This is a genomic window from Soonwooa sp. T0.1_25 (assembly GCF_057652215.1).
Map to the genome: position 1 here is coordinate 1 of NZ_JBYFBZ010000006.1, position 22,864 is coordinate 22,864.

Annotated in this window: 26 protein-coding genes; 15 read left to right on the top strand and 11 right to left on the bottom strand. The window is 34.8% G+C overall.

Annotated elements, in window-relative coordinates:
• Nucleotides 1–232 precede the first annotated feature (232 nt).
• Entirely contained in the window at nucleotides 233–733 is a 501-nt protein-coding gene (locus tag AC23MB_RS09320; protein ID WP_487787083.1) for a hypothetical protein, read from the bottom strand.
• Between the two features lie 183 nt (nucleotides 734–916).
• Nucleotides 917–1,339, bottom strand: coding sequence for a hypothetical protein (locus tag AC23MB_RS09325; RefSeq protein WP_487787084.1), 423 nt, complete (start codon nucleotides 1,337–1,339; stop codon nucleotides 917–919).
• Nucleotides 1,340–1,826: 487 nt separating this feature from the next.
• On the opposite strand from AC23MB_RS09325, the gene AC23MB_RS09330 reads away from it, so the two are divergent.
• The 3 genes from AC23MB_RS09330 to AC23MB_RS09340 all read left to right on the top strand — a co-directional run bounded on the left by AC23MB_RS09330 (nucleotide 1,827) and on the right by AC23MB_RS09340 (nucleotide 4,536).
• Complete coding sequence (locus AC23MB_RS09330) at nucleotides 1,827–2,804, top strand: IS110 family RNA-guided transposase (protein WP_487787085.1); 978 nt, start codon at nucleotides 1,827–1,829, stop codon at nucleotides 2,802–2,804.
• 285 nt (nucleotides 2,805–3,089) lie between these two features.
• A complete protein-coding gene (locus AC23MB_RS09335) occupies nucleotides 3,090–3,653 on the top strand; it encodes a Crp/Fnr family transcriptional regulator (RefSeq protein ID WP_487787086.1) in 564 nt (187 codons plus the stop codon).
• 100 nt (nucleotides 3,654–3,753) lie between these two features.
• Nucleotides 3,754–4,536, top strand: coding sequence for a type 1 glutamine amidotransferase domain-containing protein (locus tag AC23MB_RS09340; protein ID WP_487787087.1), 783 nt, complete (start codon nucleotides 3,754–3,756; stop codon nucleotides 4,534–4,536).
• Between the two features lie 187 nt (nucleotides 4,537–4,723).
• On the opposite strand, the gene AC23MB_RS09345 is transcribed toward AC23MB_RS09340, so the two are convergent.
• Nucleotides 4,724–5,017 (bottom strand): putative quinol monooxygenase, encoded by a 294-nt coding sequence (locus AC23MB_RS09345; RefSeq protein ID WP_088468742.1) that lies wholly within the window; start codon nucleotides 5,015–5,017, stop codon nucleotides 4,724–4,726.
• Between the two features lie 570 nt (nucleotides 5,018–5,587).
• Between AC23MB_RS09345 and AC23MB_RS09350 the strand changes: the two genes are divergently transcribed.
• The 7 genes from AC23MB_RS09350 (at nucleotide 5,588) to AC23MB_RS09380 (ending at nucleotide 9,496) form a co-directional block, all read left to right on the top strand.
• Nucleotides 5,588–5,704 carry an NAD(P)-binding protein gene (locus tag AC23MB_RS09350; protein ID WP_312323568.1) on the top strand — a complete coding sequence of 39 codons (117 nt, stop codon included), beginning with the start codon at nucleotides 5,588–5,590 and terminating at the stop codon, nucleotides 5,702–5,704.
• A 1-nt stretch (nucleotide 5,705) separates the two neighbouring features.
• Entirely contained in the window at nucleotides 5,706–6,164 is a 459-nt protein-coding gene (locus AC23MB_RS09355) for a beta-carotene hydroxylase (protein ID WP_409506955.1), read from the top strand.
• Nucleotides 6,161–6,847, top strand: coding sequence for a lycopene cyclase domain-containing protein (locus AC23MB_RS09360; RefSeq protein WP_487787088.1), 687 nt, complete (start codon nucleotides 6,161–6,163; stop codon nucleotides 6,845–6,847). The genes AC23MB_RS09355 and AC23MB_RS09360 overlap by 4 nt, the downstream gene beginning before the upstream one ends.
• Nucleotides 6,848–6,913: 66 nt before the next feature.
• Complete coding sequence (locus tag AC23MB_RS09365; RefSeq protein WP_487787089.1) at nucleotides 6,914–7,384, top strand: DUF1905 domain-containing protein; 471 nt, start codon at nucleotides 6,914–6,916, stop codon at nucleotides 7,382–7,384.
• The gene (locus AC23MB_RS09370) at nucleotides 7,374–8,669 is read left to right on the top strand and encodes a cryptochrome/photolyase family protein (RefSeq protein ID WP_487787090.1); all 1,296 of its coding nucleotides are present in this window, start codon (nucleotides 7,374–7,376) and stop codon (nucleotides 8,667–8,669) included. The genes AC23MB_RS09365 and AC23MB_RS09370 overlap by 11 nt, the downstream gene beginning before the upstream one ends.
• 48 nt (nucleotides 8,670–8,717) lie before the next feature.
• Nucleotides 8,718–9,296: a flavin reductase family protein gene (locus AC23MB_RS09375; protein WP_487787091.1), complete on the top strand. Its 579-nt coding sequence runs from the start codon at nucleotides 8,718–8,720 to the stop codon at nucleotides 9,294–9,296.
• Nucleotides 9,297–9,334: 38 nt separating this feature from the next.
• Nucleotides 9,335–9,496, top strand: coding sequence for a hypothetical protein (locus tag AC23MB_RS09380; protein ID WP_487787092.1), 162 nt, complete (start codon nucleotides 9,335–9,337; stop codon nucleotides 9,494–9,496).
• A 266-nt stretch (nucleotides 9,497–9,762) separates the two neighbouring features.
• On the opposite strand, the gene AC23MB_RS09385 is transcribed toward AC23MB_RS09380, so the two are convergent.
• Both AC23MB_RS09385 and AC23MB_RS09390 read right to left on the bottom strand, forming a co-directional pair.
• Nucleotides 9,763–11,337: a Na+/H+ antiporter gene (locus AC23MB_RS09385; RefSeq protein WP_487787093.1), complete on the bottom strand. Its 1,575-nt coding sequence runs from the start codon at nucleotides 11,335–11,337 to the stop codon at nucleotides 9,763–9,765.
• 20 nt (nucleotides 11,338–11,357) lie between these two features.
• Nucleotides 11,358–11,867: an N-acetyltransferase family protein gene (locus AC23MB_RS09390; protein WP_487787094.1), complete on the bottom strand. Its 510-nt coding sequence runs from the start codon at nucleotides 11,865–11,867 to the stop codon at nucleotides 11,358–11,360.
• Between the two features lie 314 nt (nucleotides 11,868–12,181).
• Between AC23MB_RS09390 and AC23MB_RS09395 the strand changes: the two genes are divergently transcribed.
• The 4 genes from AC23MB_RS09395 (at nucleotide 12,182) to AC23MB_RS09410 (ending at nucleotide 14,854) form a co-directional block, all read left to right on the top strand.
• Nucleotides 12,182–12,814 (top strand): nitroreductase family protein, encoded by a 633-nt coding sequence (locus AC23MB_RS09395; protein WP_487787095.1) that lies wholly within the window; start codon nucleotides 12,182–12,184, stop codon nucleotides 12,812–12,814.
• Nucleotides 12,815–12,829: 15 nt separating this feature from the next.
• Nucleotides 12,830–13,267, top strand: a complete 438-nt coding sequence (locus tag AC23MB_RS09400) for a MarR family winged helix-turn-helix transcriptional regulator (RefSeq protein ID WP_487787096.1) — start codon at nucleotides 12,830–12,832, stop codon at nucleotides 13,265–13,267.
• 3 nt (nucleotides 13,268–13,270) lie between these two features.
• Nucleotides 13,271–13,693: an organic hydroperoxide resistance protein gene (locus AC23MB_RS09405; RefSeq protein WP_487787097.1), complete on the top strand. Its 423-nt coding sequence runs from the start codon at nucleotides 13,271–13,273 to the stop codon at nucleotides 13,691–13,693.
• A 384-nt stretch (nucleotides 13,694–14,077) separates the two neighbouring features.
• Complete coding sequence (locus AC23MB_RS09410) at nucleotides 14,078–14,854, top strand: copper resistance protein NlpE (RefSeq protein ID WP_487787098.1); 777 nt, start codon at nucleotides 14,078–14,080, stop codon at nucleotides 14,852–14,854.
• Between the two features lie 290 nt (nucleotides 14,855–15,144).
• Here AC23MB_RS09410 and AC23MB_RS09415 read toward each other — a convergent pair whose 3' ends face one another.
• The 4 genes from AC23MB_RS09415 to AC23MB_RS09430 all read right to left on the bottom strand — a co-directional run bounded on the left by AC23MB_RS09415 (nucleotide 15,145) and on the right by AC23MB_RS09430 (nucleotide 20,304).
• Complete coding sequence (locus tag AC23MB_RS09415; RefSeq protein WP_487787099.1) at nucleotides 15,145–15,594, bottom strand: hypothetical protein; 450 nt, start codon at nucleotides 15,592–15,594, stop codon at nucleotides 15,145–15,147.
• Nucleotides 15,595–15,670: 76 nt separating this feature from the next.
• Nucleotides 15,671–17,389: a hypothetical protein gene (locus AC23MB_RS09420; RefSeq protein WP_487787100.1), complete on the bottom strand. Its 1,719-nt coding sequence runs from the start codon at nucleotides 17,387–17,389 to the stop codon at nucleotides 15,671–15,673.
• 253 nt (nucleotides 17,390–17,642) lie between these two features.
• Nucleotides 17,643–18,281, bottom strand: a complete 639-nt coding sequence (locus AC23MB_RS09425; RefSeq protein ID WP_313031433.1) for a response regulator — start codon at nucleotides 18,279–18,281, stop codon at nucleotides 17,643–17,645.
• Between the two features lie 10 nt (nucleotides 18,282–18,291).
• Nucleotides 18,292–20,304: a tetratricopeptide repeat-containing sensor histidine kinase gene (locus AC23MB_RS09430; RefSeq protein WP_487787101.1), complete on the bottom strand. Its 2,013-nt coding sequence runs from the start codon at nucleotides 20,302–20,304 to the stop codon at nucleotides 18,292–18,294.
• A 639-nt stretch (nucleotides 20,305–20,943) separates the two neighbouring features.
• Here AC23MB_RS09430 and AC23MB_RS09435 point away from each other — a divergent pair.
• The gene (locus AC23MB_RS09435) at nucleotides 20,944–21,456 is read left to right on the top strand and encodes a hypothetical protein (protein WP_487787102.1); all 513 of its coding nucleotides are present in this window, start codon (nucleotides 20,944–20,946) and stop codon (nucleotides 21,454–21,456) included.
• 158 nt (nucleotides 21,457–21,614) lie between these two features.
• Here the strand turns inward: AC23MB_RS09435 and AC23MB_RS09440 are convergent, their stop codons facing one another.
• Both AC23MB_RS09440 and AC23MB_RS09445 read right to left on the bottom strand, forming a co-directional pair.
• Nucleotides 21,615–22,178 (bottom strand): deoxyribodipyrimidine photo-lyase, encoded by a 564-nt coding sequence (locus AC23MB_RS09440; RefSeq protein WP_487787103.1) that lies wholly within the window; start codon nucleotides 22,176–22,178, stop codon nucleotides 21,615–21,617.
• 40 nt (nucleotides 22,179–22,218) lie between these two features.
• Complete coding sequence (locus AC23MB_RS09445) at nucleotides 22,219–22,863, bottom strand: MarR family winged helix-turn-helix transcriptional regulator (protein WP_312323632.1); 645 nt, start codon at nucleotides 22,861–22,863, stop codon at nucleotides 22,219–22,221.
• Nucleotide 22,864: the final 1 nt, after the last annotated feature.

The following is a 22,864-nucleotide window of genomic DNA, read 5'->3' on the forward strand; positions in this document are numbered from 1 at the left end:
TTTAACATTTGTTGCACTAGATTTCTGAAACGGCGGTAAAATGTCGCATAACGGAAAAAGTATTGGCGAAGTGCGGGCTTAATTTGAACGAATGTTCAAGTTCAGACCAAATGGAGCCGATGCTTTTTCAGATTGTCTAAATTATGAAAAAAAACAATATGAAAAGCAGCGGCGGATAAATATTTCTGCTTTTTCTATTTTATATTTAACCCCGCATTTTGTCAATATAATGTTAGCTGTAGTACTTTTTTGAGATAATTTCCTTTAATTTAGATTTATTTATACCACCTCCAGTTTGTGAAATATCTCCAATTTTTTCCAAAGAATCTATTATTTTATTTTCTAATAGTGTCTTACCTATTAAGTCTTCAAAATTTTGTTTTACACGTTTATATCTAAAAAAGACTTCCGTATCATCAGATAACTTAGATTTAATTAACTGAATTTTTTTATTAAAATAAAATGGTAAGGTGGATTCTACAATTTTTTTGTAGTTCTTTTTACCTAAAGTTCTATAATTTAATTTTGTGTCTTTTTCATTTAGTGCATAAGGTGAAATGTCAATTATTAATAAACCAATCGAATTACAAGTTTTTATAAAATCTTCTTTATCTTTTATTGATATTCTTAAAACTTCCTCCAAGTCACTTTTATAGAAGAATTGAGATAGGTTAGTTTTTGGATTGTAGATGTACTTTTTATTTTTGCCCCAAAGTGGAGCTTCCGCAATCATTATGTAATTTATTTTTTCTATTTTTTCAAGATTTTCTAACCAAATATTTTTTATTTCATCGAATGAGGTTTGAAGGTAAATAAGGTCATTTTTGAAATATTCATCATATCCGTTATCTTGATAAAATGATTTTATTATTTTTTCAATTTCGTAATTTTCAAAATTTTCATTGGAATTACTTGATTATCTGACTGCTTCTTGTTGACTTAAATACAGTTTTTTTCCCAAAGAAGTTTTCCAATATATTGTTGGTCCAAAATAATCAGCAAAAGCATATGGTAATTCTTCATCTTGTAAAATTTCTAGCATATTTTTAAACCATTGTACATATTCTTCATTTTTTCCTAGACATGTTGTTAAAAATTCTTTATTTTCCTTTATGAAAACCTCTGTTAATTCACTAAGATCTAATTGTATTTTTTCAATAGATACATCAAATTTGTTTTGTAACCAATTTGATACGATAATATCAAAATCTTGATTTTTTTCTGAAGAAGTAAAACTACATCTCCAGTAAACTCCTGAAGATGATAAAGAAGGTATTACTTTTAGATTTTGATAGCCTTTTGCATGCAAATTTTTCGCAATAAATAAAATTTTTTGCATGTTTAGCATGTATAAATTAGAACTCATTTTCGTGGGATAAATTGTTTTAACAGAGTGTTTGTGTCATGTCCTAAAATAGGTTGACTGTTTGTGGTTAATATTTAGGATTTGTTTTACGATTTAAAAATAGGAATTTTTGTTTTTAATGTCGGAATAAAATTTGGGAAAATTTCATTCGCTTTTTCCAGTCGATTTTCCCACATTTTATTACCGGTTTTTTCAACAACAACATCATGCAGATTTTTTTCATAACATTTATAAATGTGTTTATTGAACTCCTTTAGATTTGTGACAAGAAAAGAGATAACTTTAAGATAAAGAGAAAAGTGTTTAAGTAAACTAATATTTACTCAGAGTTTTGGCTCATAATTCGATTTAGACTTAAACACTTCTTATCATAAACTCAGATAGAAATTCGGGTTTAAAACCCATTATAAAGGAGTTGAGCTCTTAATAAGTTTCTCTTTAAAATCTTAAAATCAAAGTTATGGAAAAAGTTTTTATTGGAGTAGATGTTAGCAAATTTACATTGGATTTATTTGTAAAATTTAACAAAACGGAAAAGCATTATCAAGTTAAAAACAATGTTAAAGAGATTAAAAAGTTTCTTAAATCGTTTCAGGATGAGGGCAGCACGGTTATTGCGATGGAAAATACGGGGCGTTATAACTTTGCTTTGTATGAAGTTTTAGAATCAACAAAAGTGTCTGTTTATGTGATGAATGCACTACACTTGAAAAGAAGTTTTGGCTTGGTTAGAGGCAAAAATGATAGTATAGATAGCCAGAGGATTTGCACTTTTATTGAAAGAAACTTCATGGATCTTGAACTTTGGAATGCCAGTTCAATCGAAATCCAGAAGCTAAGCCTGTTAAATGCCGAACGCAGACATCAAGTGAAAATATGCGCAGGCTTGCGAAATCAGCATAAAGATGCAGAAAAATTAAAAAACATTGCCTATAAAGACGTTACAAAGCTAAACAAGCAATTGATTGTGACTTTAGACAAGCAAATTAAGGGTATTGAAAACAAAATTTTAGAACTCATAAATTCCAATGAACAATTGAAATCACAGTACGAGCGCATACAAAGTATTCCAGGCGTAGGAAAGGTTTTAGCAACATTAATGATTATAAAAACCAAAGGATTTTCAGATATACAATCTGCCCGAAAAATGGCTTTTTACGCAGGAGTTGCACCATTTGAATACAGTTCAGGTAGTTCTATTTATCGAAAACCGAGGGTTTCTACAATTGTGGATAAAGTGCTGAAAAAAGTATTGCATTTGGCGGCGCTCAGCTCGATAAGATTAAAATACTTCCTTGCAATTTACTTTCAAAGAAAAGTTGCGGAAGTAAAAAATAAAATGTCTATACTCAACGCAATTAGAAACAAAATTATACACAGAATATATGCTTTAATAAAAAACGAATCCGTGTATAATTTTAATTTGCATGTGTCATAGAAATCCTTCAGATCCTGAAAACTTTTTTGCGATATTGATTTGTTGTTTCATTACAATAACAAACTGTTTTTTCGGATTTCTTTTATCAATTGATTTTTACAATCCACAAACACAAAAATAGGTCCGACCAAGATATCTTTCTATAGCTTTTGTTTTCTCCACCAATCCATAAGAATTCCATCTACCATATTTAAAAAATCCATCAAGAGCGATGGATTTTTTGGTTTCAATAGATTACATTTGGAGTCAACAATTCTTTTGTTTGCAATTTAGAATGATAAAAATATGAGTGAGATTTTAAGACGTCAAATTGAGAAAATTACGCCATTAACTGACCAGGAGTTCGAGTACATCCTGTCTCATTTTACCTTGAAAAAATTTAAAAAGCATCAGATTTTAATTCAAGAAGGAGATACCGTAAAAAATGATTATTTTGTGATCAAAGGTTTGTTAAAAGCTTCTTACCTGAATAAAGAAGGGAAAGAGCACATTATGCAATTTGCAATGGAAGATTGGTGGATTACCGATTATCAAGCGTATTTTAATCAAACGGAAGCTACTTTTACCATTGATGCATTAGAATCTACCGAAGTACTTACTTTGTCTCTCTATAACCGAGAGAAACTCTGTGCAGATATGCATAAAATAGAACATTTTTTCAGGAAAAAGTCTAATAATGGTTATATCGCGCTCCAAAGAAGGATTTTGTCTCTGCTGAATAGCAATGCCAAAGAACGCTACGAACAATTTATTTCTCAATATCCCACACTTTTACAACGATTGCCCAAAACATTAATCGCTTCATATTTAGGTGTTTCCAGAGAAACCTTAAGTCGGCTTTCGGTGTAATGTGATGTAGGTCACAAAAAAGTTGTGAGGTAGGTCCTGTTGTTTGTGGGGAGCTGCACTTACCTTTGCACTATCAAATCATTAAAAAATCAATAGTAAAATGAATCACAACAAGTTTTTATCCAAAATTATTTTCTTAACGGGTTGTATTCTTTTTTTAGGGATTAATATGATCAATGCACAAACAATAAAATCTAACAAAATGAGCAAAAAAGTATTATTCGTGGTTACGAGCCACGACAAATTAGGAAACACTGGTGAATCTACCGGTTATTATTTAGGTGAAGTGACGCATCCTTGGGCTGTATTAGTAGATGCTGGTTACGAAATAGATTTCGTGAGTCCAAAAGGTGGAAACCCGCCTTATTATGGAAATACTCCAGATGATAAGGTTAATGAAAGATTTTTGGCAGATGAATATTATCAAAATAAAATTCAGAACACCATGACGCCTTCAGAAGTAAATCCTGATGAATATGTGGGCATTCTTTATGCTGGAGGTCACGGTACGATGTGGGATTTTGCAGATAATGAAGAATTGGCAGTAATCGCACAAAAAATCTACGAAAAAAATGGAATCGTAAGTGCGGTTTGTCACGGTCCTGCCGGATTGGTGAATATTAAACTCAGCAATGGAAAATACTTGGTAGATGGCAAAAAAATCAATGCTTTCACCAACGAAGAAGAAGCTGCTGTGAAATTAGATGACGTGGTTCCATTTAGATTAGAATCTAAATTAATAGAACGCGGAGCCAAGTTTGAAAAATCTGGTTTATGGCAAACTCACGTTACCGTAGATGAAAGAGTTGTTACAGGACAAAATCCTCAATCTGCTCATGCAGTTGGCGAAGCTGTTTTAGAAGAACTTAAAAAACTTCAATAATTAAGAATACAAAAGAGACTGTTTTTAGTCTCTTTTTTTTGCGCTAAATTGAAATTTTCTTTGAACAAATAAGATAGATTCTGTTTACATTTCAAAGGTTTAACCTTTCACAAAATGATATAAAAAAAATGGAGCTGGGGAAATTTCTGGCTCCATTTAACTGTATTAAAAATTTGTGTTCGGTTGCTTACTTTACTGCAAGTAGATCTACCATTTCAAGTACAGGTTCTTTAGCAAGTAATTCAGAAGCATTGGCCATTAATGCCTTTGCAATCTCACCATTCAAGTGAGCATCTCTTGCATCTGTAGTCCCGAACGTATCGAATATACCAAAAGTAGAAGGGCCGATTTGTAAAGCATACCATCTTACGGTTCCTGGCTCACCTTCCGCAAGCGGTAGAGCTGACTTTAGGAATTCCAATACGTCATTTTCTTTACCCGGTTTTGCTTCTACTCGAGCTAATATTGCAAACTTTTCCATGATTTAAAATTTTTATGTTATTAAGAGTGTTCTTCAACTCTTTATAACAAAAATAAGTTTTCTTTATCAAACTAAAAATACAAGAGATGTTAAATAACGTTAATGTTAATTATCGAAAATCAACCAATTTTATAATGTTTTCTCCCATTAGAATTTGTTCATCACAAAATAATTCATCCGACCAGCTAAAAATCCGCCTACTAATCTTATTTTTTTTAAGAATTTTTCTTAATGCTCTTTAAAATAATTGAGAATAACATTAAGATTATTCCACAATCCTAAAAGTATATTCTTCGCACGACAAACCAATTGAATGGTATAAAATTAAACTAATTCGTTAAATAATAGTCTAATTGTTTACTTTGTTTAAAAATACATATTATATTTGTATTCTAAAATGAGTTAAAAAATACGACAAGCTACTTCCATCGTTACCGGAAATTTATAACAAAATGAAAAAATGGAATTAATACGCTTACTCAATAAACTCGATGATTTTCATCAACAGATTTATGATAGAAATATTGATACGGAGAATTTATTGGAAGAAGCATTTAAAAATTTCAAAAAATGAAAAACAAGATTGCCATAATAGGGTCAGTGTTTTCCGGATTGTCAGCTGCTGCTTATGCGGCAAAAGCGGGTCATGAAGTTCATGTTTTAGAAAACCTCTTCAACAAAAATTAAAATGAAAATAGTAATTGTTATACTTGTTTTTATACTGATGGAAGGGGCTACTTGGCTTATTCACAAGTATATTATGCACGGATTTTTATGGGTTTTACACCGAGATCACCACGACCATAGTAATAAAGGTGAACTAGAAAAAAACGATTGGTTTTTTGTGATTTTCGCAATCCCCACTATTGCGTTGATGTATTTCGGGTCATTAGAAAATTTCAATTATTTGTTTTTTATCGGCTTGGGAATCATGCTCTACGGCATGGCTTATTTTTTTGTACATGATATTTTTATTCATCAACGGATAAAGTTTTTCACACACACTAAAAACGCTTATTTTTTAGCACTTCGCAGAGCACACAAGCAACATCACAAACATTTAGGAAAAGAAGAAGGCGAATGTTTTGGGTTTTTATATGTGCCGTTGAAGTATTTTAGAATGTATTTTAAATCGGTTAAATCATGATGGCTTATACTTACGCACTCATATTGTTTTTCACGATCATCATTTGCTTTATCGCATCTTTTGACAAAAGAATTCAATTCAATCTTCAATTTGGTTCATTCCTAAAAGCTGCCATTTTAGTAGCTATTCCTTTTATCGCTTGGGATATATGGTTTACGGCTCATGGAGTATGGTGGTTTAATACAGCTTACACCCTTGGAATTTCTTTTTTTGGTTTGCCTTTGGAAGAAATTTTATTCTTTATTTGTATTCCTTTCTCGTGCATTTTTACCTATTACACCATTGATAAATACTACAAATGGGAAGCCTTAAGTGCTTTTAATAATTTATTGGTTTTTGTAAGCATTATTATTTTATCGGTTGTCGGCTTATTGCATACAGACAAAATTTACACCCTCATTACAACAATAGTTACGATACTTACATTAATCTATTTGCATTTTATTGCTAAAGTAGATTGGCTTACTAAAGCATCTTTAGTTTTTACGCTTCTTATGCTTGGTTTTTTTCCGGTTAATGGCGTATTAACTGGTAGTTTTATTGAAAATCCGATTGTTAATTATAATCCAAAAGATTTTTTGGGAATACGAATGTTTACCATTCCTATTGAAGATGCAGTTTATGGATACTCTCAATTTTTATTAGTGCTTTATTTTTTCAAAAAATTATCAAAAGCAAAATAAACATAGATAATACGTTGTTCTGTATTTCAAAATAAAATAATCTGTTTTAAAAATCAACAGTAAAAAATGAACTATTTAGTAAAAGATGAACAGCTTGAATTGAAGTATGAACCTGGAAAAGGTGCGTGGACATACCATGTTCAAATACCTAATACAAAGCACATTGTAGGAAAATGGGGTTCGTTGAAAGCTTCTGGCACTATTGACAATTATCCTATTGAAAAAATCAATCTATTTACCATTTCAGGACAAGATAAGTTGATTTCCATCAACGAAAAAATCAGAAAAGCAATAAATAAAACCGGTGGCGACAAAGTAAAAATAACACTCTATTTGTTGACTTCAAATCAACAATTTACTGAGGATGAAATTTTAGAAACTTTTTCCCATTCAGGTGTTCTAGAGGTTTTTGAAAGTTTGAGTGAGGACGAAAAAAAAAGAATAATTGAAGAAATTAAGACACAAAAATCAGAAGAAAAACAAGTTAAAACCTTATCGAAATTTATTAACCAGTTCAATTTAAGTAATGAAAACTAAAGTTTCCATATTCTGGTTTCGCAGGGATTTGCGATTGGAAGATAATGCTGGATTGTGTCAGGCTTTGGCTTCGGGATTTCCGCTATTGCCGATCTTTATTTTTGATACAGCTATTTTAAATGCGTTAGAAAATAAAAGCGATAAACGAGTAGATTATATTCATCAGGCACTTTCAGCAATCAATTTAGCATTAAAAAATCATCGTTCAAAACTGAGTTCTTTTTATGGAAATCCTTTAGAAACATTTCAACAACTTTCCCAAGAGTATGACATTCAAGCGGTGTTTTGCAACCGAGATTATGAACCACAAGCCATCGAAAGAGACACTGAAATTTACAACTTTTTCAAACTCCAAAACATTCCTTTTAAAGCATTCAAAGACCAAGTAATTTTTGATAAAAATGAGATTGTAAAAAATGACGGAACTCCTTATACGGTTTATACGCCTTATGCTAAAAAATGGAAAGAGATTTTAACCGAAAAAGATTATCACATTCACAAAGCAAATTTTAATCACTTTTTGAAACAAGATTTCACCGAAATTCATTCTTTAACTGAAATTGGATTTAAGAAAACAGAATTTCATTTTGAAACACCAACTTTAGAAGCGAAAATCATTGATGAATATGATAAATACAGAGATTTTCCGGCACTTCAAAAAACAACTCAACTAGGGATTGCGTTAAGATTTGGAACGATCAGCATTCGTAAATGTGTGGATTTTGCTTTGCAGCACAATCAAACTTGGTTAGGCGAATTAATTTGGAGGGAGTTTTTTATGCAGATTTTGTATCATTTCCCAAAGGTGGTTCATCATTCATTTAAAGCAAAATACGATTTTATTGAATGGCGAAATGACGAGCAGGAATTTAAGTTGTGGTGTAATGGAAAAACAGGTTATCCGATTGTAGATGCCGGAATGAGACAACTCAACCAAACAGGTTATATGCATAATCGGGTTCGGATGATTGTTGCCAGTTTTTTGTGTAAACATTTGCTGATAGATTGGCGTTGGGGCGAAGCGTATTTCGCTGAAAAGTTGAATGATTACGATTTGTCTGCCAACAATGGAAACTGGCAATGGGCAGCAGGTTGTGGTTGCGATGCTGCACCTTATTTCAGGGTGTTTAATCCTGCATTGCAAACCGAAAAATTCGACAAAAATTTTGAATACATCAAAAAATGGTTACCCGAATTTGGAACTGAAAAATATCCAAAACCGATCGTAGAACATCGTTTTGCCAGAGATAGAGCTTTAAAAATTTATGCTGAAGCAGTAAAATGAAAATAGATTATAATTATGATGCATTATACTAATGGGCAAATAGCTCAAATGGAAAAATTAATAAGAACTGCTTTTGTCAATTCATTAAGTGGATTTAAAAGCCTTAATTTGATTGGAACGAAAAGCAATTCAGGGCAAACCAATTTATCAATTTTTAACTCGGTTTCTCATATTGGTGCAAATCCGCCATTAATGGGATTTATATCTCGCCCTAATTCGGTAGAAAGACATACGCTGGAAAATATTCTGGAAACGAATTATTACAGTATTAATCATGTTAATCAAAATATTTTCAAGAAAGCCCATCAAACGTCCGCACGCTACGCTCGCCACCAATCTGAATTTGACGAAACTGGTCTTACTCCAATTTATAAGAATAATTTTAGTGCACCTTTCGTTGAAGAGTCGTCTATACAAATGGGTTTGGAACTAAAAGAGCTATTACCGATAAAAACTAACGACACGCTTTTAATTATAGGCGAAATCTTAGATGTGTATTTTCCAGATGATGTGTTGCAAGAAGATGGTGTGCTTGATATAGAAAAGGCCGGAACTGTAGTGGGGTCTTCGCTAGATGGCTATCACACCACACAATTGATTAACCGGTTAAAATATGCAAAACCGTAAAAAAAATATGATTGAAACAAACAATGTTCTGCTTGTCAATGAATAAGATCAACCTATCGGAGAAATGGAAAAGTTGGTTGCTTAAGAACATGACGGAGCAGGATTATGGACAAATACCTGATGTTCGCATCCACAATGAAGGAAAAGGTTTTGGAGAGTGCAAAGAAAAGACTGCAACTGGAAATGGGAATAGATTGTAATTTGGAATGGGTTTATTCTTTCATTTATAAAGAAAAAGTGGAAAACAATTTAATTGAACACAGGTTTGATCGCATTTTTAAAGGATATTCTGATGAAAAACCAAAACCAAACTTACATGAAGTCAAAAATTATAAATGGATGAGTATTTCGGATATTTTTAGTGACATGCCTAATAATCGATTGACAAAACCGCCTTTAAAAAAATTCAAGTGTAATATCCTTTAGCACAAAAGAATAACTCTCCTCGTCAACAAAGTGCATTGTTTTAAAAATGCATTCCCAGTTTTTCTTCCTGTAAATCGAGCATTTTTAAATGTTTGCGTATAATTTCTTCATCCAGCAGAATTTCCTCACGGTTTTTGGATATCAGCCATTCGCGCTGCTGGTTGATGATATCCAGGTAAATTTCACGGTATTCCGGAAAATTCAGAATAACTTCCGAACTGTTCACACGGTTTTCCCAGGCTTGCAACTGATCCTGTAAAGCCGGGAATTTTTCAAGTTTTTCAAAATGGGTATCCCGAATTCTCTTCACTCCTATTTTTGCAAGTTCGTTCCGGATTTCATAATCGATTTCCTTTTCAGAGCGGGTAAAATCAGGATCCTGAATTTTGAATTTTCTGATGAGAAAAGGCAGCGTCAAACCCTGAACCACCAAAGTGAGCAGAATGACCACGAAAGTGATAAATAAAATCAAGTTCCGGTGCGGAAAAGGTGTTCCATCCTGCAAAGTCAGCGGAATTGAAAGTGCGGCAGCCAGTGAAACCACGCCGCGCATTCCCGTCCAACCGATTAAAGCAGGTCCTTTCCAGCCTGGATTTTGTCGGTCGGCAACAGTGATGAAATTACGCATAATCATGGTAGTGAATACGGCGCCATAAGCCGCAACGATTCTTGTTATTATCAGAATAACTGTAATCAAAACGCCATAACCGAAAGCTGTGAACAAGTCTGTTTCAAGCCCTGAAACAATCTGTGGAAGGTCAAGTCCGATCATCACAAAAACGATACCATTCAGCAAAAAAAACAAACTGCTCCAGACATTCAGTGTCCCTAAACGCGATGAAGTAGCCAGAAACGTATGACTTCTGTTGGAAAGCAACAAACCACCAGAAACTACAGCCAGAACACCGGACGCATGCAGCTCTTCCGCTACCAGATACATGAAGAACGGCGCCATGAGCGTGAGCACGATATCGACATTGGCATCAGTTGGCAACAGACGGTGCATCTTCATAAAGAAAATCCCTATAAGGATTCCGATTCCAGCACCACCGATACACATCCACACGAAACTAAGGGCAGCTTCCTGCCAGATGAATTGTCCTGTCGCAACAGCAATCATTGCAAAGCGGAAAATAATCAAAGATGAAGCATCGTTCAGCAAACTTTCACCTTCAAGAATCGAAGAATATCGTTTCGGAATTTTTACAAATTTCAAAATCGCCCCAGCACTTACGGTATCCGGCGGCGAAACTATTCCACCCAAAAGAAAACCCAGGGCCAGCGAAAATCCAGGAATAAAATGATTGGCGACAAAAGCTACAACCAGAGAGGTAATAAACACCACCACGAAAGCAAAACTGACCACAATCCTGCGCCAGCGCCACAATTCTTTCCACGAAGTCGCCCAGGCAGCTTCATACAAAAGTGGCGGCAGGAATATAAAAAATATCAGTTCAGGTTCTAGATGAATTGTAGGCGTGCCGGGAATGAAACTGATGCCCAGACCGGCCAAGACCAGCAACACCGGATAGGCAACTTTTATTTTTTTGGCAAGCATCACCAGCAAAACGGTGATGATCACCAGGATCAGGTAAAATGTGAGATTCTCAAGCATTTAGTTTTTAGATTTTATGATTAAAGAAGTTTTTCGAAAGCTTTTCTTTCACCGCCTGCCAGGTAAACCTCGCCGCAATAAGTATAGCCTAGTTTTTTGAGTAGGTGAAGCATGGCTGCGTTATCAAAATTCGTGTCCACTTTTACGCTGAAAATTCCGTTTTGGCGGGAGAGATCTTCAATCCGTCGGAACATCTCCGTGGCGTACCCTTTTCCGGCAACTTCATCAGAGACTGCTAATCGGTGCACCACATTGAAATCCCCGTCCGAAAGCCACTTACCCTCAATATTTTCATAAGCCGGTTCATCGTTCAAAATCACGGCACTGTAGGCGACAACATTATCATTTTCCACAAGAACATAGCCGACTTGCTTTTCGATATCTGAATGTACGGTTTCCGGATTTGGATATCCGTTCTGCCACTGTTGGGAGTTGTCCAGCCTGCGTCTTTCGATCGCCTGTTGGAGAATTTCCCAGATTCTATCGGCGTCCTCCTGCGTTGCCTTTCTGAATTTTATTTCTGATATCATTAATTATAACTTTAAACCTCACTTCTAATCCTACTCAAAGTTTCAAACGAAATCGCGAGTGAGTTGACCAGTATCCCAAAGCAGAGCCGATTGCGAAACTGGTTTTGATTGACGCTCATTTATTTTGTGACCTGACAAATATATATATAAATTGTTAAGAACTATTCAGCAATGCCATTACCTGATAGATTTTATCTAATTTAAATTTTTCAAAATTATATTGTGCGCAATTTAAATTCGTGGTACATTTGCAGAAGAATTTTTACACTGCAAGAGTTTAAAATAATGTTTAACTAATTTATAATACAATATCAATGTCACTATTAGAAAATCTACAATGGAGACACGCAGTAAAGGCGTATGACCCAACCAAAAAAGTTGCAAAGGAAGATTTAAACCGCATTTTAGAAGCGGCCAGGCTGGCTCCAACTTCATCCGGACTTCAACCCTTCAGAATTATTTCTGTAGAGAACCAGGAACTAAAGCAAAAAATGGTGGTAGGTGCTTTAAATCCGGAAGTAATGAGAGATTGTTCTCATGTATTAGTTTTTGCAGCCTGGGACAGCTATTCCGAAGTAAAAATTGACAAAGTTTATGATTATCACACCGATGTGAGAGAATTGCCAAGAGGCAGATTCGGGAGCTATACCGATCAGTTGAAAAAAATGTACGGAGCGCAAACAGCAGATCAGCATTTTGCACATACAGCGCGCCAAACCTACATTGCTCTTGCATTGGCAATGGCACAAGCTGCTGAACTGAAAATTGACAGCACCCCTGCCGAAGGTTTCAGCAATGAAGTGGTGGATGAAATTTTAGGTCTGCGCGAAATGGGCTTAAAAAGTGTAACCTTGCTTTATCTTGGCTACCGCGACGAAGAAAGAGATTGGCTTTCCAATATGAAAAAAGTAAGAGTTCCACTGGAGGAATTTGTTATTTTTAAATAAAGTTATTTCCTACAAATGATGGAAAAATCGGAATCTTTAAAACTTGATCAACAGATCTGCTTTCCGCTCTACGTTCTTTCGAAGGAAATTACGGGACTGTACAGGCCTATTCTGCAGGAACTTGATTTAACCTACCCACAATACCTTGTGATGATGGTCCTTTGGGAACAGGAAGGCCTGACAGTATCTGCTATCGGTGAAAAACTTTTTCTGGATAGCGGCACTTTGACTCCTGTGCTTAAAAGGTTGGAAAGTAAAGGCTTAATCAACAGAATCAGAAACAAGAGCGATGAAAGAATGGTGCTTCTGTTCCTCACCGAACAGGGAAAAAATTTGAGACAACAGGCGTGCTGCATTCCGCAAAAACTTCTGTCGCAAATCCATGTTAAAATTGAAGATCTCGAAAATTTTAAAGAGACCTTAACACAATTAATCAATACTTTAAAAAAGTAACTTATGAGACCAATGTACACTACCAGTGTCACCGCAAAGGGTGGCAGAAACGGCCAGGTAAAAAGCGACAATGGCGTTATAGATTTAGCAGTACGAATGCCAAAAGCTCTGGGCGGCGCGAATGACGATTTCGCAAACCCGGAAATGCTTTTTGCGGCAGGTTATTCCGCATGTTTTGACAGCGCCCTGAACAGAGTCATTATGCTTTCAAAAACCGAAACGGGTGAAACCACCGTAACAGCCAAAGTAAGCATAGGCCAAATTGAAAACGGCGGATTCGGGCTTGACGTGGAACTCGAGGTAAATATCCCGGGCGTTTCCCTGGAAGAAGCGCAGGAACTTACAGAAAAAGCGCATCAAATTTGCCCTTATTCTAATGCCACCAGAAATAATATAGAAGTGAAATTATCGGTGAGCAATAATTAGTGTTTCCTTTAACTTGCAATCCCACCGCTACCTATGTATAGAAGCTTGGGAGCTTTTCTACATTCCTATTTTATCCTAAAAAATTGATAAAAATATTGAAGAGACCTCTAGAATGGTCTCTTTTTTGTAAGTCAGTTTTAGCCTTGTTTAATGGATCTTTACAAAGTTGTGCGAGTATTTAAGCTGACAAAAATTAAGTTTGTTATTTTTTGCACTATGGGAAATCACCTGCAACGATAACAGCAGGTTTTCGATGGAAATTTATGCTTTTATCAAAGATAAGGACTTGAAATTTTTCTATTTAAATACTTCTCAAGACTTAAATCTGTCTTTTAGTATCAATTATTAGATCATCAAACATTTTAAATTAATCAAAAAAAAATAATGAACACATTTAAATTTTTAACCGTAGCAGCTCTAACCACCATTTTTGTTTCTTGTAGCGACAGTAAATCAACCGTTGAAACTGCAAATAAAGAGCAGACAAAAACAGAGGCACAGCAGAATAATGATTTTTCTTCAGGAATCTACACGGCAACATTGCCTTGCGCAGATTGTATGGGAATCGAAACCTATATTACCTTCCAAAAAGACAACAAAGCGGTTAAAAGTACATCGTATTTAGACAGCGACGGTACTTCTGAAAACGAGTATGGTACCTGGACAAAGAATGATGATATTATTGAAGTATCCCTCCCAAATTCGCCCAAGGAATATTATCTGGTAAAACCCAACAAAACCTTGGTTAGATTGGATGCTGATAAAAAAGAAGTAAGCGGAAAATTAGCACAAAATTATATTTTTAAAGAAGTAAAAGCATTCACACCCGCTGAGTTGAACGGTACGTATAACACCAACGCCAGTGGCAAAGGATACAACCAAATTCTTGAATTGAAATCTGAAAATGACAGTATTTATTCAGTAAAAATTTCATTTGCCGGTGCTGTGAAAGGGTGTACTTTTGAAGGCAAAGGAAAGTTAGTGAATAATCAGATTGATGTTGATTTAAAAACCATCAATAACGAATTAAAAGGGACGATGACGATTTTATTTAAGGATAAAACAGCTGAAGTATTTACTTCAAAATTTGACGATAGATTCGCATTAAATTACTTTTGTGGCGGTGGTGCAAGTTTAGCCGGAGATTATTATAAAAAATAACATTACTAGAGGTGTTTCAATAGCTGACCGATAAATAAACTTCGGTTGATCGCTAGAAGTCCAAAAATGAAAGTGTTGTTGAACGGAAAGTTCGGAAGCTTTTTAAGCATAACATTTCCTCATAAAAATATTTACTGCAAATTTTGATAAACGAAAATCCAGTTGATCTGCTCAACTGGATTTTTTTGTTTGAATCCATCGAAAAGGAATTTATTTAGAGTAAGCAAAAAATATAAAATTCTTTATCGCAGGAATATTTTCGATGGATAGGAATTAATTGTGGCAGAAAATTATTTCACCGGAATACCTGTGAATGTTCCGTAAACTTTTGTAATTCCGTTTCCTGTGCCGGTAGCTTCGAATTTTCCTGAAACTTTGGAGTCCGTTTTTTCAGTTATTGTGATGGTTCCACCCGTGGCGTTGAAATTTTTGGTAACGTAAACCAGAGCTGTACCTTTGATGTAATCGCCGTCGAATACATAAGTTCCTACCGCGGAACTTTTCATCAGATTAATTTCGAATACAGTAGTATTAGAAGCATTAAGTGCGAAAATGGAACTTCCCTGAAAATAGGCAGAGGAAGATTTCTGTTCAGGCCCAGTTTCGGAGTCTTCTTTCCATGTAAATCCTGCAGTTGAGGAAGTTGCGGTGTTTGTTCCATCATCTTCGTTTCTGTCACAGGAAATGAATAGAACCGCTAAAACTATCAAGGTTCTGAAATAAAAAAACAGATTTTTCATAATATAAAATTTTAATTTGGTTAAAAGAAAACCGCACCCGGAAACCGAAGCTACACAGGCACGGAATCACAGATTGTTATTGGTTGACATCCATTCTGGAAACCAAAAGTCGGTCGCCATTTGGAGTTTCGCTGAAGAAATAAATATAGTCGCCAATCTGTATGCGGTTATGTTTATCGTAGAGGTAATATTTCTTTTTCTCTAAGTCACCCAATGTCCTGAATTCTGAAGATTTTCCGGTAGCAAGATCAATCTTACCATATTCAATACTGTAGAATGGTGAATACGTGGTGGTTGTAGTATTGGTGGTGGTTCCGGTGAAATAATTGCTCATTGAACTAAAACTGGTGTCTTTATCAATAGCTTTCACAATTTCCATAATCCAGTTAACAGATTTTCCGTCTTTGCTTTCAATTAAATATCCTACAGCAGGGAAATTATCTGCTGTCATCGGTGAATTATTGAAAAATCCTTTCTTATTTTTCTGATCGAGCTGCACGGTGTAGTTTCTTATCAAATTCCCGTCCGGAGAAAAATGCAGCAGATACATGCCTTTATAAATTCGGTCATAGCTGTCGCCGCTTTTGCTGGTAGAAACGCCTGCCAAAGCACCCAACATTTTACCTCCCGGAAGTCCAATTCCTTTCCCTTCAGGTTTATAATCTTGCACACTCAGCATCATCGAACCATCTTTTAAGATTTGGAAATTATTGGTCACAAATTTTTTTCCATCAAATTCTAATGCTTTTTTCATGTCCGGCCCGGCAACTGCTTTTTGGTTCAGTTCAGCCATAGGCGTCGCTTTAATGACAGAAACATTTCCCCCGGATACTTTTGCAATGATAAAGTCGTCATATTTTTTTTCGTCCAAGGCATTGTCCAGTGATTGCTGTGAAGGCGCCATATCATCTTTCCCGGAGATCACATTAGCCATTTTTCCAATTCCACCGAGCATTCCCCCGGTAGATTTAGCGGCGGCCTGTTCCTCATCATCCATACTTGATGGCGACACTGTAGCTCCCAAGATTTCGTCTGCATATTTTCCTTCTTTTTTAATTCCTAAACCATACAAAATCACCTCATTACCTTTGTTGTAAGCATTAAGAATACGGAAACCAGCCGATGGTGCAGAGAAATTAAATTGTTCCTTTACCGCGCCTTCCGGAGAAATCCGAAGATAGGTCAGTTGATTTGGAGTTCCGGCATTGCTTTTTCCGTAAGCTTTGGTTGGCGCTAAAACTACAATCCAATCTCTAGGGAAATCGTCATTGGAAACGTCTCGGCTGTTGTCGTCCATTAGTGGTTTGGAGAAAATAGGTTTCAAAGGAGTAGGCGTTGCAATAGAAGCTATTTTTTTGGATTCTCCAGTGTTTGAGATCTTTACTAAGTCGAGATTATTAAGGGAAGCACCTTTGGAATAAGGGTATGCGAGCGCATAAATCGTACTGTCTCGTTCTACTTCATACGCACCGCTGAAGAGATATTCTTCGCCGTTTTCACTGGTGAGTTTTTGTTTGTCGAGGAGTTTTATCCGCTTCACATAATCTCCGGCAAGCCAGTTGTATTTCGCTTTGATTTCGCGTTTTTTAAACATCATTTTCCCAGTAAAATTGGTACTGACCGAAGCTGCGGTCGTGATATATTCGTCGCCTTTAAAATTGAAAAATTTCCATTTTTTCTTCACTTTCTCTACATCCCATTCGTCTTTTAAGGTGTTGACAAGATTGGCGTCTTTGTCGAAAGTGTAAGTTTCAATCTTTACTTTTCTTTTGCTTGAAGGCAGGAAATACACCATTTCAAAACCTCCATTTCCGCTGGATTCTACTCCACCGAGATAGCCTTTTTTTGCTTTTCTGGAAATTTCATAATTCTTTTCCAGGATATCAAAGGTGGATTGTTGCGCAAAGGTGGCAACGCCGACAAGTAGGGCGGCCGTACTGAAAATAGTTTTTGCTGTCATAGTCTGTGATTTTTTTTACGAGATAAAAGTATCTCAAAATCCAGATGACTATCTACCCTCTAAAGGGTATTTTTGAGTCTATCGAAAATTAATCTGCCAATAAATTGAGGTTGGCAACCACTTGAATTAATTTAGGAAACGAATGGGTTTCTGTTTTTCGATAGATATTTTTTCGGTGGGTTTCTACAGTACTTTCGCTGATGAACAATGCATTAGAAATCTCTTTATTGGTAAGTCCGTCGATCATTAATTTCACGATTTGTTTTTCGCGGGCGGTCAATATGATTTGCGGATAATCAATGATTTTTCGCTTAAATTGGTTCAAAGCCATTTCTGCTTCCTCGCTAAGGTGAATGTATCCCAACTGTACCTCCTGCAGTGCACGCACCAGATTCTGTCTGTTGACATTTTTGGAAAGATAACCTTCAATTTTTATTTTTTCAACCAATTCATAAACTACTTTCGGATCACAATTCATCGATAGAATAATAATTTTAAGCTTGGGAAACTCCTGTTTCAGGATTTTCGCACATTCGAATCCGCTTATTGTGGGCATCATTAAATCCATCAGCAATAAATCCGGATTGATCTTTTCTTCCCGCATATCTTGCAAAAAATCAAAGGCATCGGTATAGGTTTTCACAATCGCAATATTTTTCTCCAAACCGAGAAGCATTTCGATTCCATCAATTATAATCTGATGATCATCAACTATGGCAATTTTCATAGGAAAATAATTAAACGATTGGTATTTCTATAAAAACTTCTGTACCACGATCTGTATCGCTATCAATCCGCATTTTTCCTTTCAGCATTTCAATCCTGGCTTTCATATTTTGCAGGCCGATTCCATCTTTGTTTTCCGTAATTTTTAAAGGATCGAAACCTTTGCCATTGTCTTTAATTTCTGTGGTAATTTTTTTATCAGACTGTATCACGGAAATATCGATTTTATCGGCACCCGAATGTTTAACGGTATTGTTAATGCATTCTTGAATAATCCTGTAAAGTGTCACCTGAATATTTTGATCAATTTCGTTTTCAAGTCCTTCAATTTGAAGATTAACAGCGAGTTTTGGCGTAGATGTTTTCTCGATGAGGTCTCTCAAGGCATTGGCCAACGAGTTTTTAATCAACATATTCGGCATCATCTGATGCGAAAGCGTACGAACATCCGCAATGGCATCCGACAGAATATTCGATATTTTCTGCGTGATATTTTTAAAATTTTCAGGATTGTCTTTGTATTCATTCAAGACACTCACATTCATATTAGCAGCCATTAAAAGTTGTCCCACTCCGTCGTGCAGGTGTGTTGCCATCCGTTTCCGCTCGTTGTCCTCGGCTGTAATTACCGCTTTTGTAGCCAAATCTTGCTGATGGAGAATGGCTTTTTGATGTTCCATTTTCTGGCGATGTTGACGGTTTCTGTAAAAAACGAAACCAAAAAGAAGCAAAGCGGCCAACGAGGAAATCGCAACATTTCTTTTAAAAATTTTCGATTTCTGCTGAAGAATTTCGGAATCTTTCTTCAAAGTCTGGTACTTCTTTTCGAGCTCTGTTGTACTGGAAATCACGTTGGTATTCACCAATTCATTATCTAATGCGATGTATTTTTCAAAATAAAATTCCGCACTGTCCGGCTGCGCAGTGTTGTGATAAACATTTGTAAGGAGTTTGTAGGTAGAAAGCTGATTTTCTTTAGATTTTTCTTTTTCAAAAGTCGGCAAAATGTTCAAAAGCATTCGTTTAGCATCGTGGTATTTGCCTTTTACAATTAAGCCTTGAGCCACATCAATGCTGTTGCTTTCCTGATCAATTTTAGAATTAAATTCTTCCCGAACTTCTTGTGAAACCTGGAGATTTACTTGCGCCAAAGAATCCTTTCGTTGCATGATGTACAGGTTTCCCAAGTTTCTGTTAGCAAAAGAGATTCCCTGTTTATTCCCGATTTTATTACAAATTGCAGCACTCTTTTGATATTGTTTTTCCGCTTCGGAATAATTTTTCTGCATCTGAAATGCCTTTCCCAAGTTCAGGTAATTTTCGCAGAGTTTATTCTCTATTTCCACGCTTATTTCCTGAGATTCAAAATAGCTGATCGCTTCTGTAATGTATTTGATCGCATTGCGATTGTCCTTTAAATCCACAAACAACAGTCCAATATTCGCCTTGGTGATGTTGGAATTTCTTACATCTCCTTTCGCATCAAAATATTTCAAAGCTTCCAGGTACATTTTCATTGCTTTGTTGTACTGAAAACTACTTTGATACACTGAAGCCAGATTATTATTGAGCTTTGCTATTCCCGCGGCGTTCTTTTGTTTTTTGCGGATTTGATAAGATTTCAGATAATTTTTTTCTGAATTTTTGAAATCATTATTTCGAAAATGAACCACTCCCAAATCACTGTAAACCTGCGCTAGCAAGACCGAATCCTGAAGTTTTTCCGTTGCCGAAATGGCTTTTTTCCCGTAACTAAGCGCAGAATCCACCGAAACACTGGCGTAATACCAAGTGAGATCGGAGTAAATCGACGCCCGTTTTTTATCGTCGGGATTTTTACTGAGTTCTGATTTTAGATTGCTGATGACTTCAGATAAGTTTTGCGCATTCAAACGGGAGGTAATACCTAAAGTCAAACAAAAAAACATCATACATCTACAAATCATCGAAAGCCGATTTTTCAACAAAGTAGAAGATGATTCTGGTGCATGAAACTTAGAAGAAAGAGTAGAATTTATTTTCATATTGGTGTTATTAGTTTCTAACGAGCGCGAAAGCATTAAGCAAAAACCGAGGAATCTTTAATTGTGTTTTTAAGTTTTCTGCTAAAATATTTATGCTTTAACATTTAAAAATAATTTGATGAGAGCTGCGTAACCACTTTAAACAGAATCAAATATACATAAAATCCGAATTGAAAATATGAACTGCTTTTAAAAAATATTTTAAAATTTTAATACTGTTTTTTCAAAAAAGAAAATCCGCCTCAATGCTGAAACGGAATTTATTATTTTCTACGCCATTGAATCTGTGCGCTGCGAAATTGTTTTTCAAGTTTGGTAATGAAAATTTTGTGATGCAATATCCATCCTACTAAAACGCCAATTAAACTTCCGATAACGGTATCTAAAATTCGGGCTTCCATCAATTCGTTCACATCGGTAAATAAACCTGAAAGATTTGAAATTTTTATCCTCCGCTGCTTTTCAATTACACATTTTTTTGTAATTTAGTTTCATTGAAAAAGCATCGGCTCTGATTGGTCTGAACTTGAACATTCGTTCAACTTAAGCCCGCAGTTCGCTAATACATTTTCCGTTAGCGGAAATTTTATAAAAAACACGATCACAGATTGAATTACAAAATATTAAACAAATAAACTGATGAGAAAAACTATTACTTCAACATTTCTATTTTCTGCAATTTTTTTATTTTCACAAAAACAAACAAATTATGAATTTGATAAACACCCTGCAAAAATTCAAATTATAAAAAAAGCAAAATTGAAGAATCTTTCAAATCCATTAACAAAATCTTACGCTACAATGGCAAAAGGTATTTATGAATCTAATGATATTAATTTTGCAGGACATTATATTCTATTAGAAATTGGAAATACAACATATGAAACTAGTGCTGTGATTGCTGATGTTAAAACTGGACTAGTATATGATATTCCAGAAAATAATGAACCTTATTCCCCAGATGCAGTAATGCGATGTTTAGAAGACGATAATGAAGCAATAAATACAAAAGCAAATAGTAATTTGTTAGTAATTAATAATTTTAAAGATGGTGAATTTACACAGCCTGTTAGAAATGAATATTTATGGAATGATATAACAAAGAAATTTAAGCTCATAAAATCAACCAAATTAAAATGTACAAATAAATAAAAGTGACTACGCACAACATTGGTAACCGTTGCACAACTCACATTTTTAGAAAATAGTTTTCAAAAACATAAAATTTCAACCTCGTTTACGTACTTTTAAGCGAGGTTTTATTTTAGTTAAGGTGTAGAATTCTAATTTTTAGAAGGCTTAAAATTGAGTTATTGAAGTTTAAAAAGACTGTTTTTACAAAAGCAAAGTTCTTCTTGTTTTAAGGATAGAACTTGGGCTAAAAGACTTGGTTTTTTAATGGTAAAACGCATGTATTTCTTCAAGTTGTACGTTAAAGTTGCCATCATTACATGTTTGTTTGCGTTTTTGATGCCTCGTGTATTGACTCTCTTCATGTTGGTAAAGTTGACCAACGTTCCTATCACGGGTTCTACTGTTTTACTTCTTATTCTCGACATTTTTTTGGCATATTTTTCATTCTGTGTAAGCTTTTGGTGCATAAGGTTCGTAATCTTCGTTAGAATATACTGCCGATATTTCGTATTCCTCAAAAGTTTTTGATATATTTCTAATGGCTTACCGATGTATATTTTGATAGTTTTTCCTTTAGTTTTTAAGAATGAATTTAGCGTTCGTAGTGCTTCAACAATAAAATTAACGCGTCTATCAGACTTATTTTCTAATTGATTAAGTATGTTTTCATCAAAAATAAAAATTGGTAAAACTTTGCTGTCCGATTTCAGCGCCTCATACAATCCATGATTGTCTTTCAACCGTAAATCTCTTCTAAACCAAAAAATGAAATTTTAGCCATTAGATTAATTCATTGATTTTGTGAATGTCAGAATCTTTGTGATCATAATAAACGGTGAAATGAAATTCATTCAATTTTTTAAGTATAGAAAGTAGACTTTCTTTTTCTTTATCACTTATTTTAGCAGATAAAATTCTTGAAACCAAAGTAACATCCTGAACCGATTTTTTGAAAACTTCTTTCCCTAAATCAGTTACTTTTAGTCGTGTTATTCTTTTATCGTTTTCATCTGAAAATTCTTCTATCAAATTATTTTTCACCAATCTTCGGATAATTTCCATACCTGTTTGTTTTTCGTGAGCATTTCTCTCTACCAATTGAGTTTTGGTAAGTGATTTTTCATCCATTAAACGATACAGATAAGTAAACTCTTCATTGGCTAAATTTGGAAAATCCTTTAATCCTCTGCGAATCATTTGTTTAGAAAATCTACCAAGCAATATTACCTGCTTTGCAATTTCGTTTTCTAAATCAAATACTTTCTGATTTTCTTTTTTAAAAAGTTCAGTTGGGTTTGTATTTTGATAGGCTTTTTCGTTTAGCCATATTCTAAAATCTTCTATAGTAAAATTGTTTTTATTAGATTTTGATTGTTCGTATTCCTGAACTTCTAATATTAGATTAAGCAAAAAACTTGTGTCCATA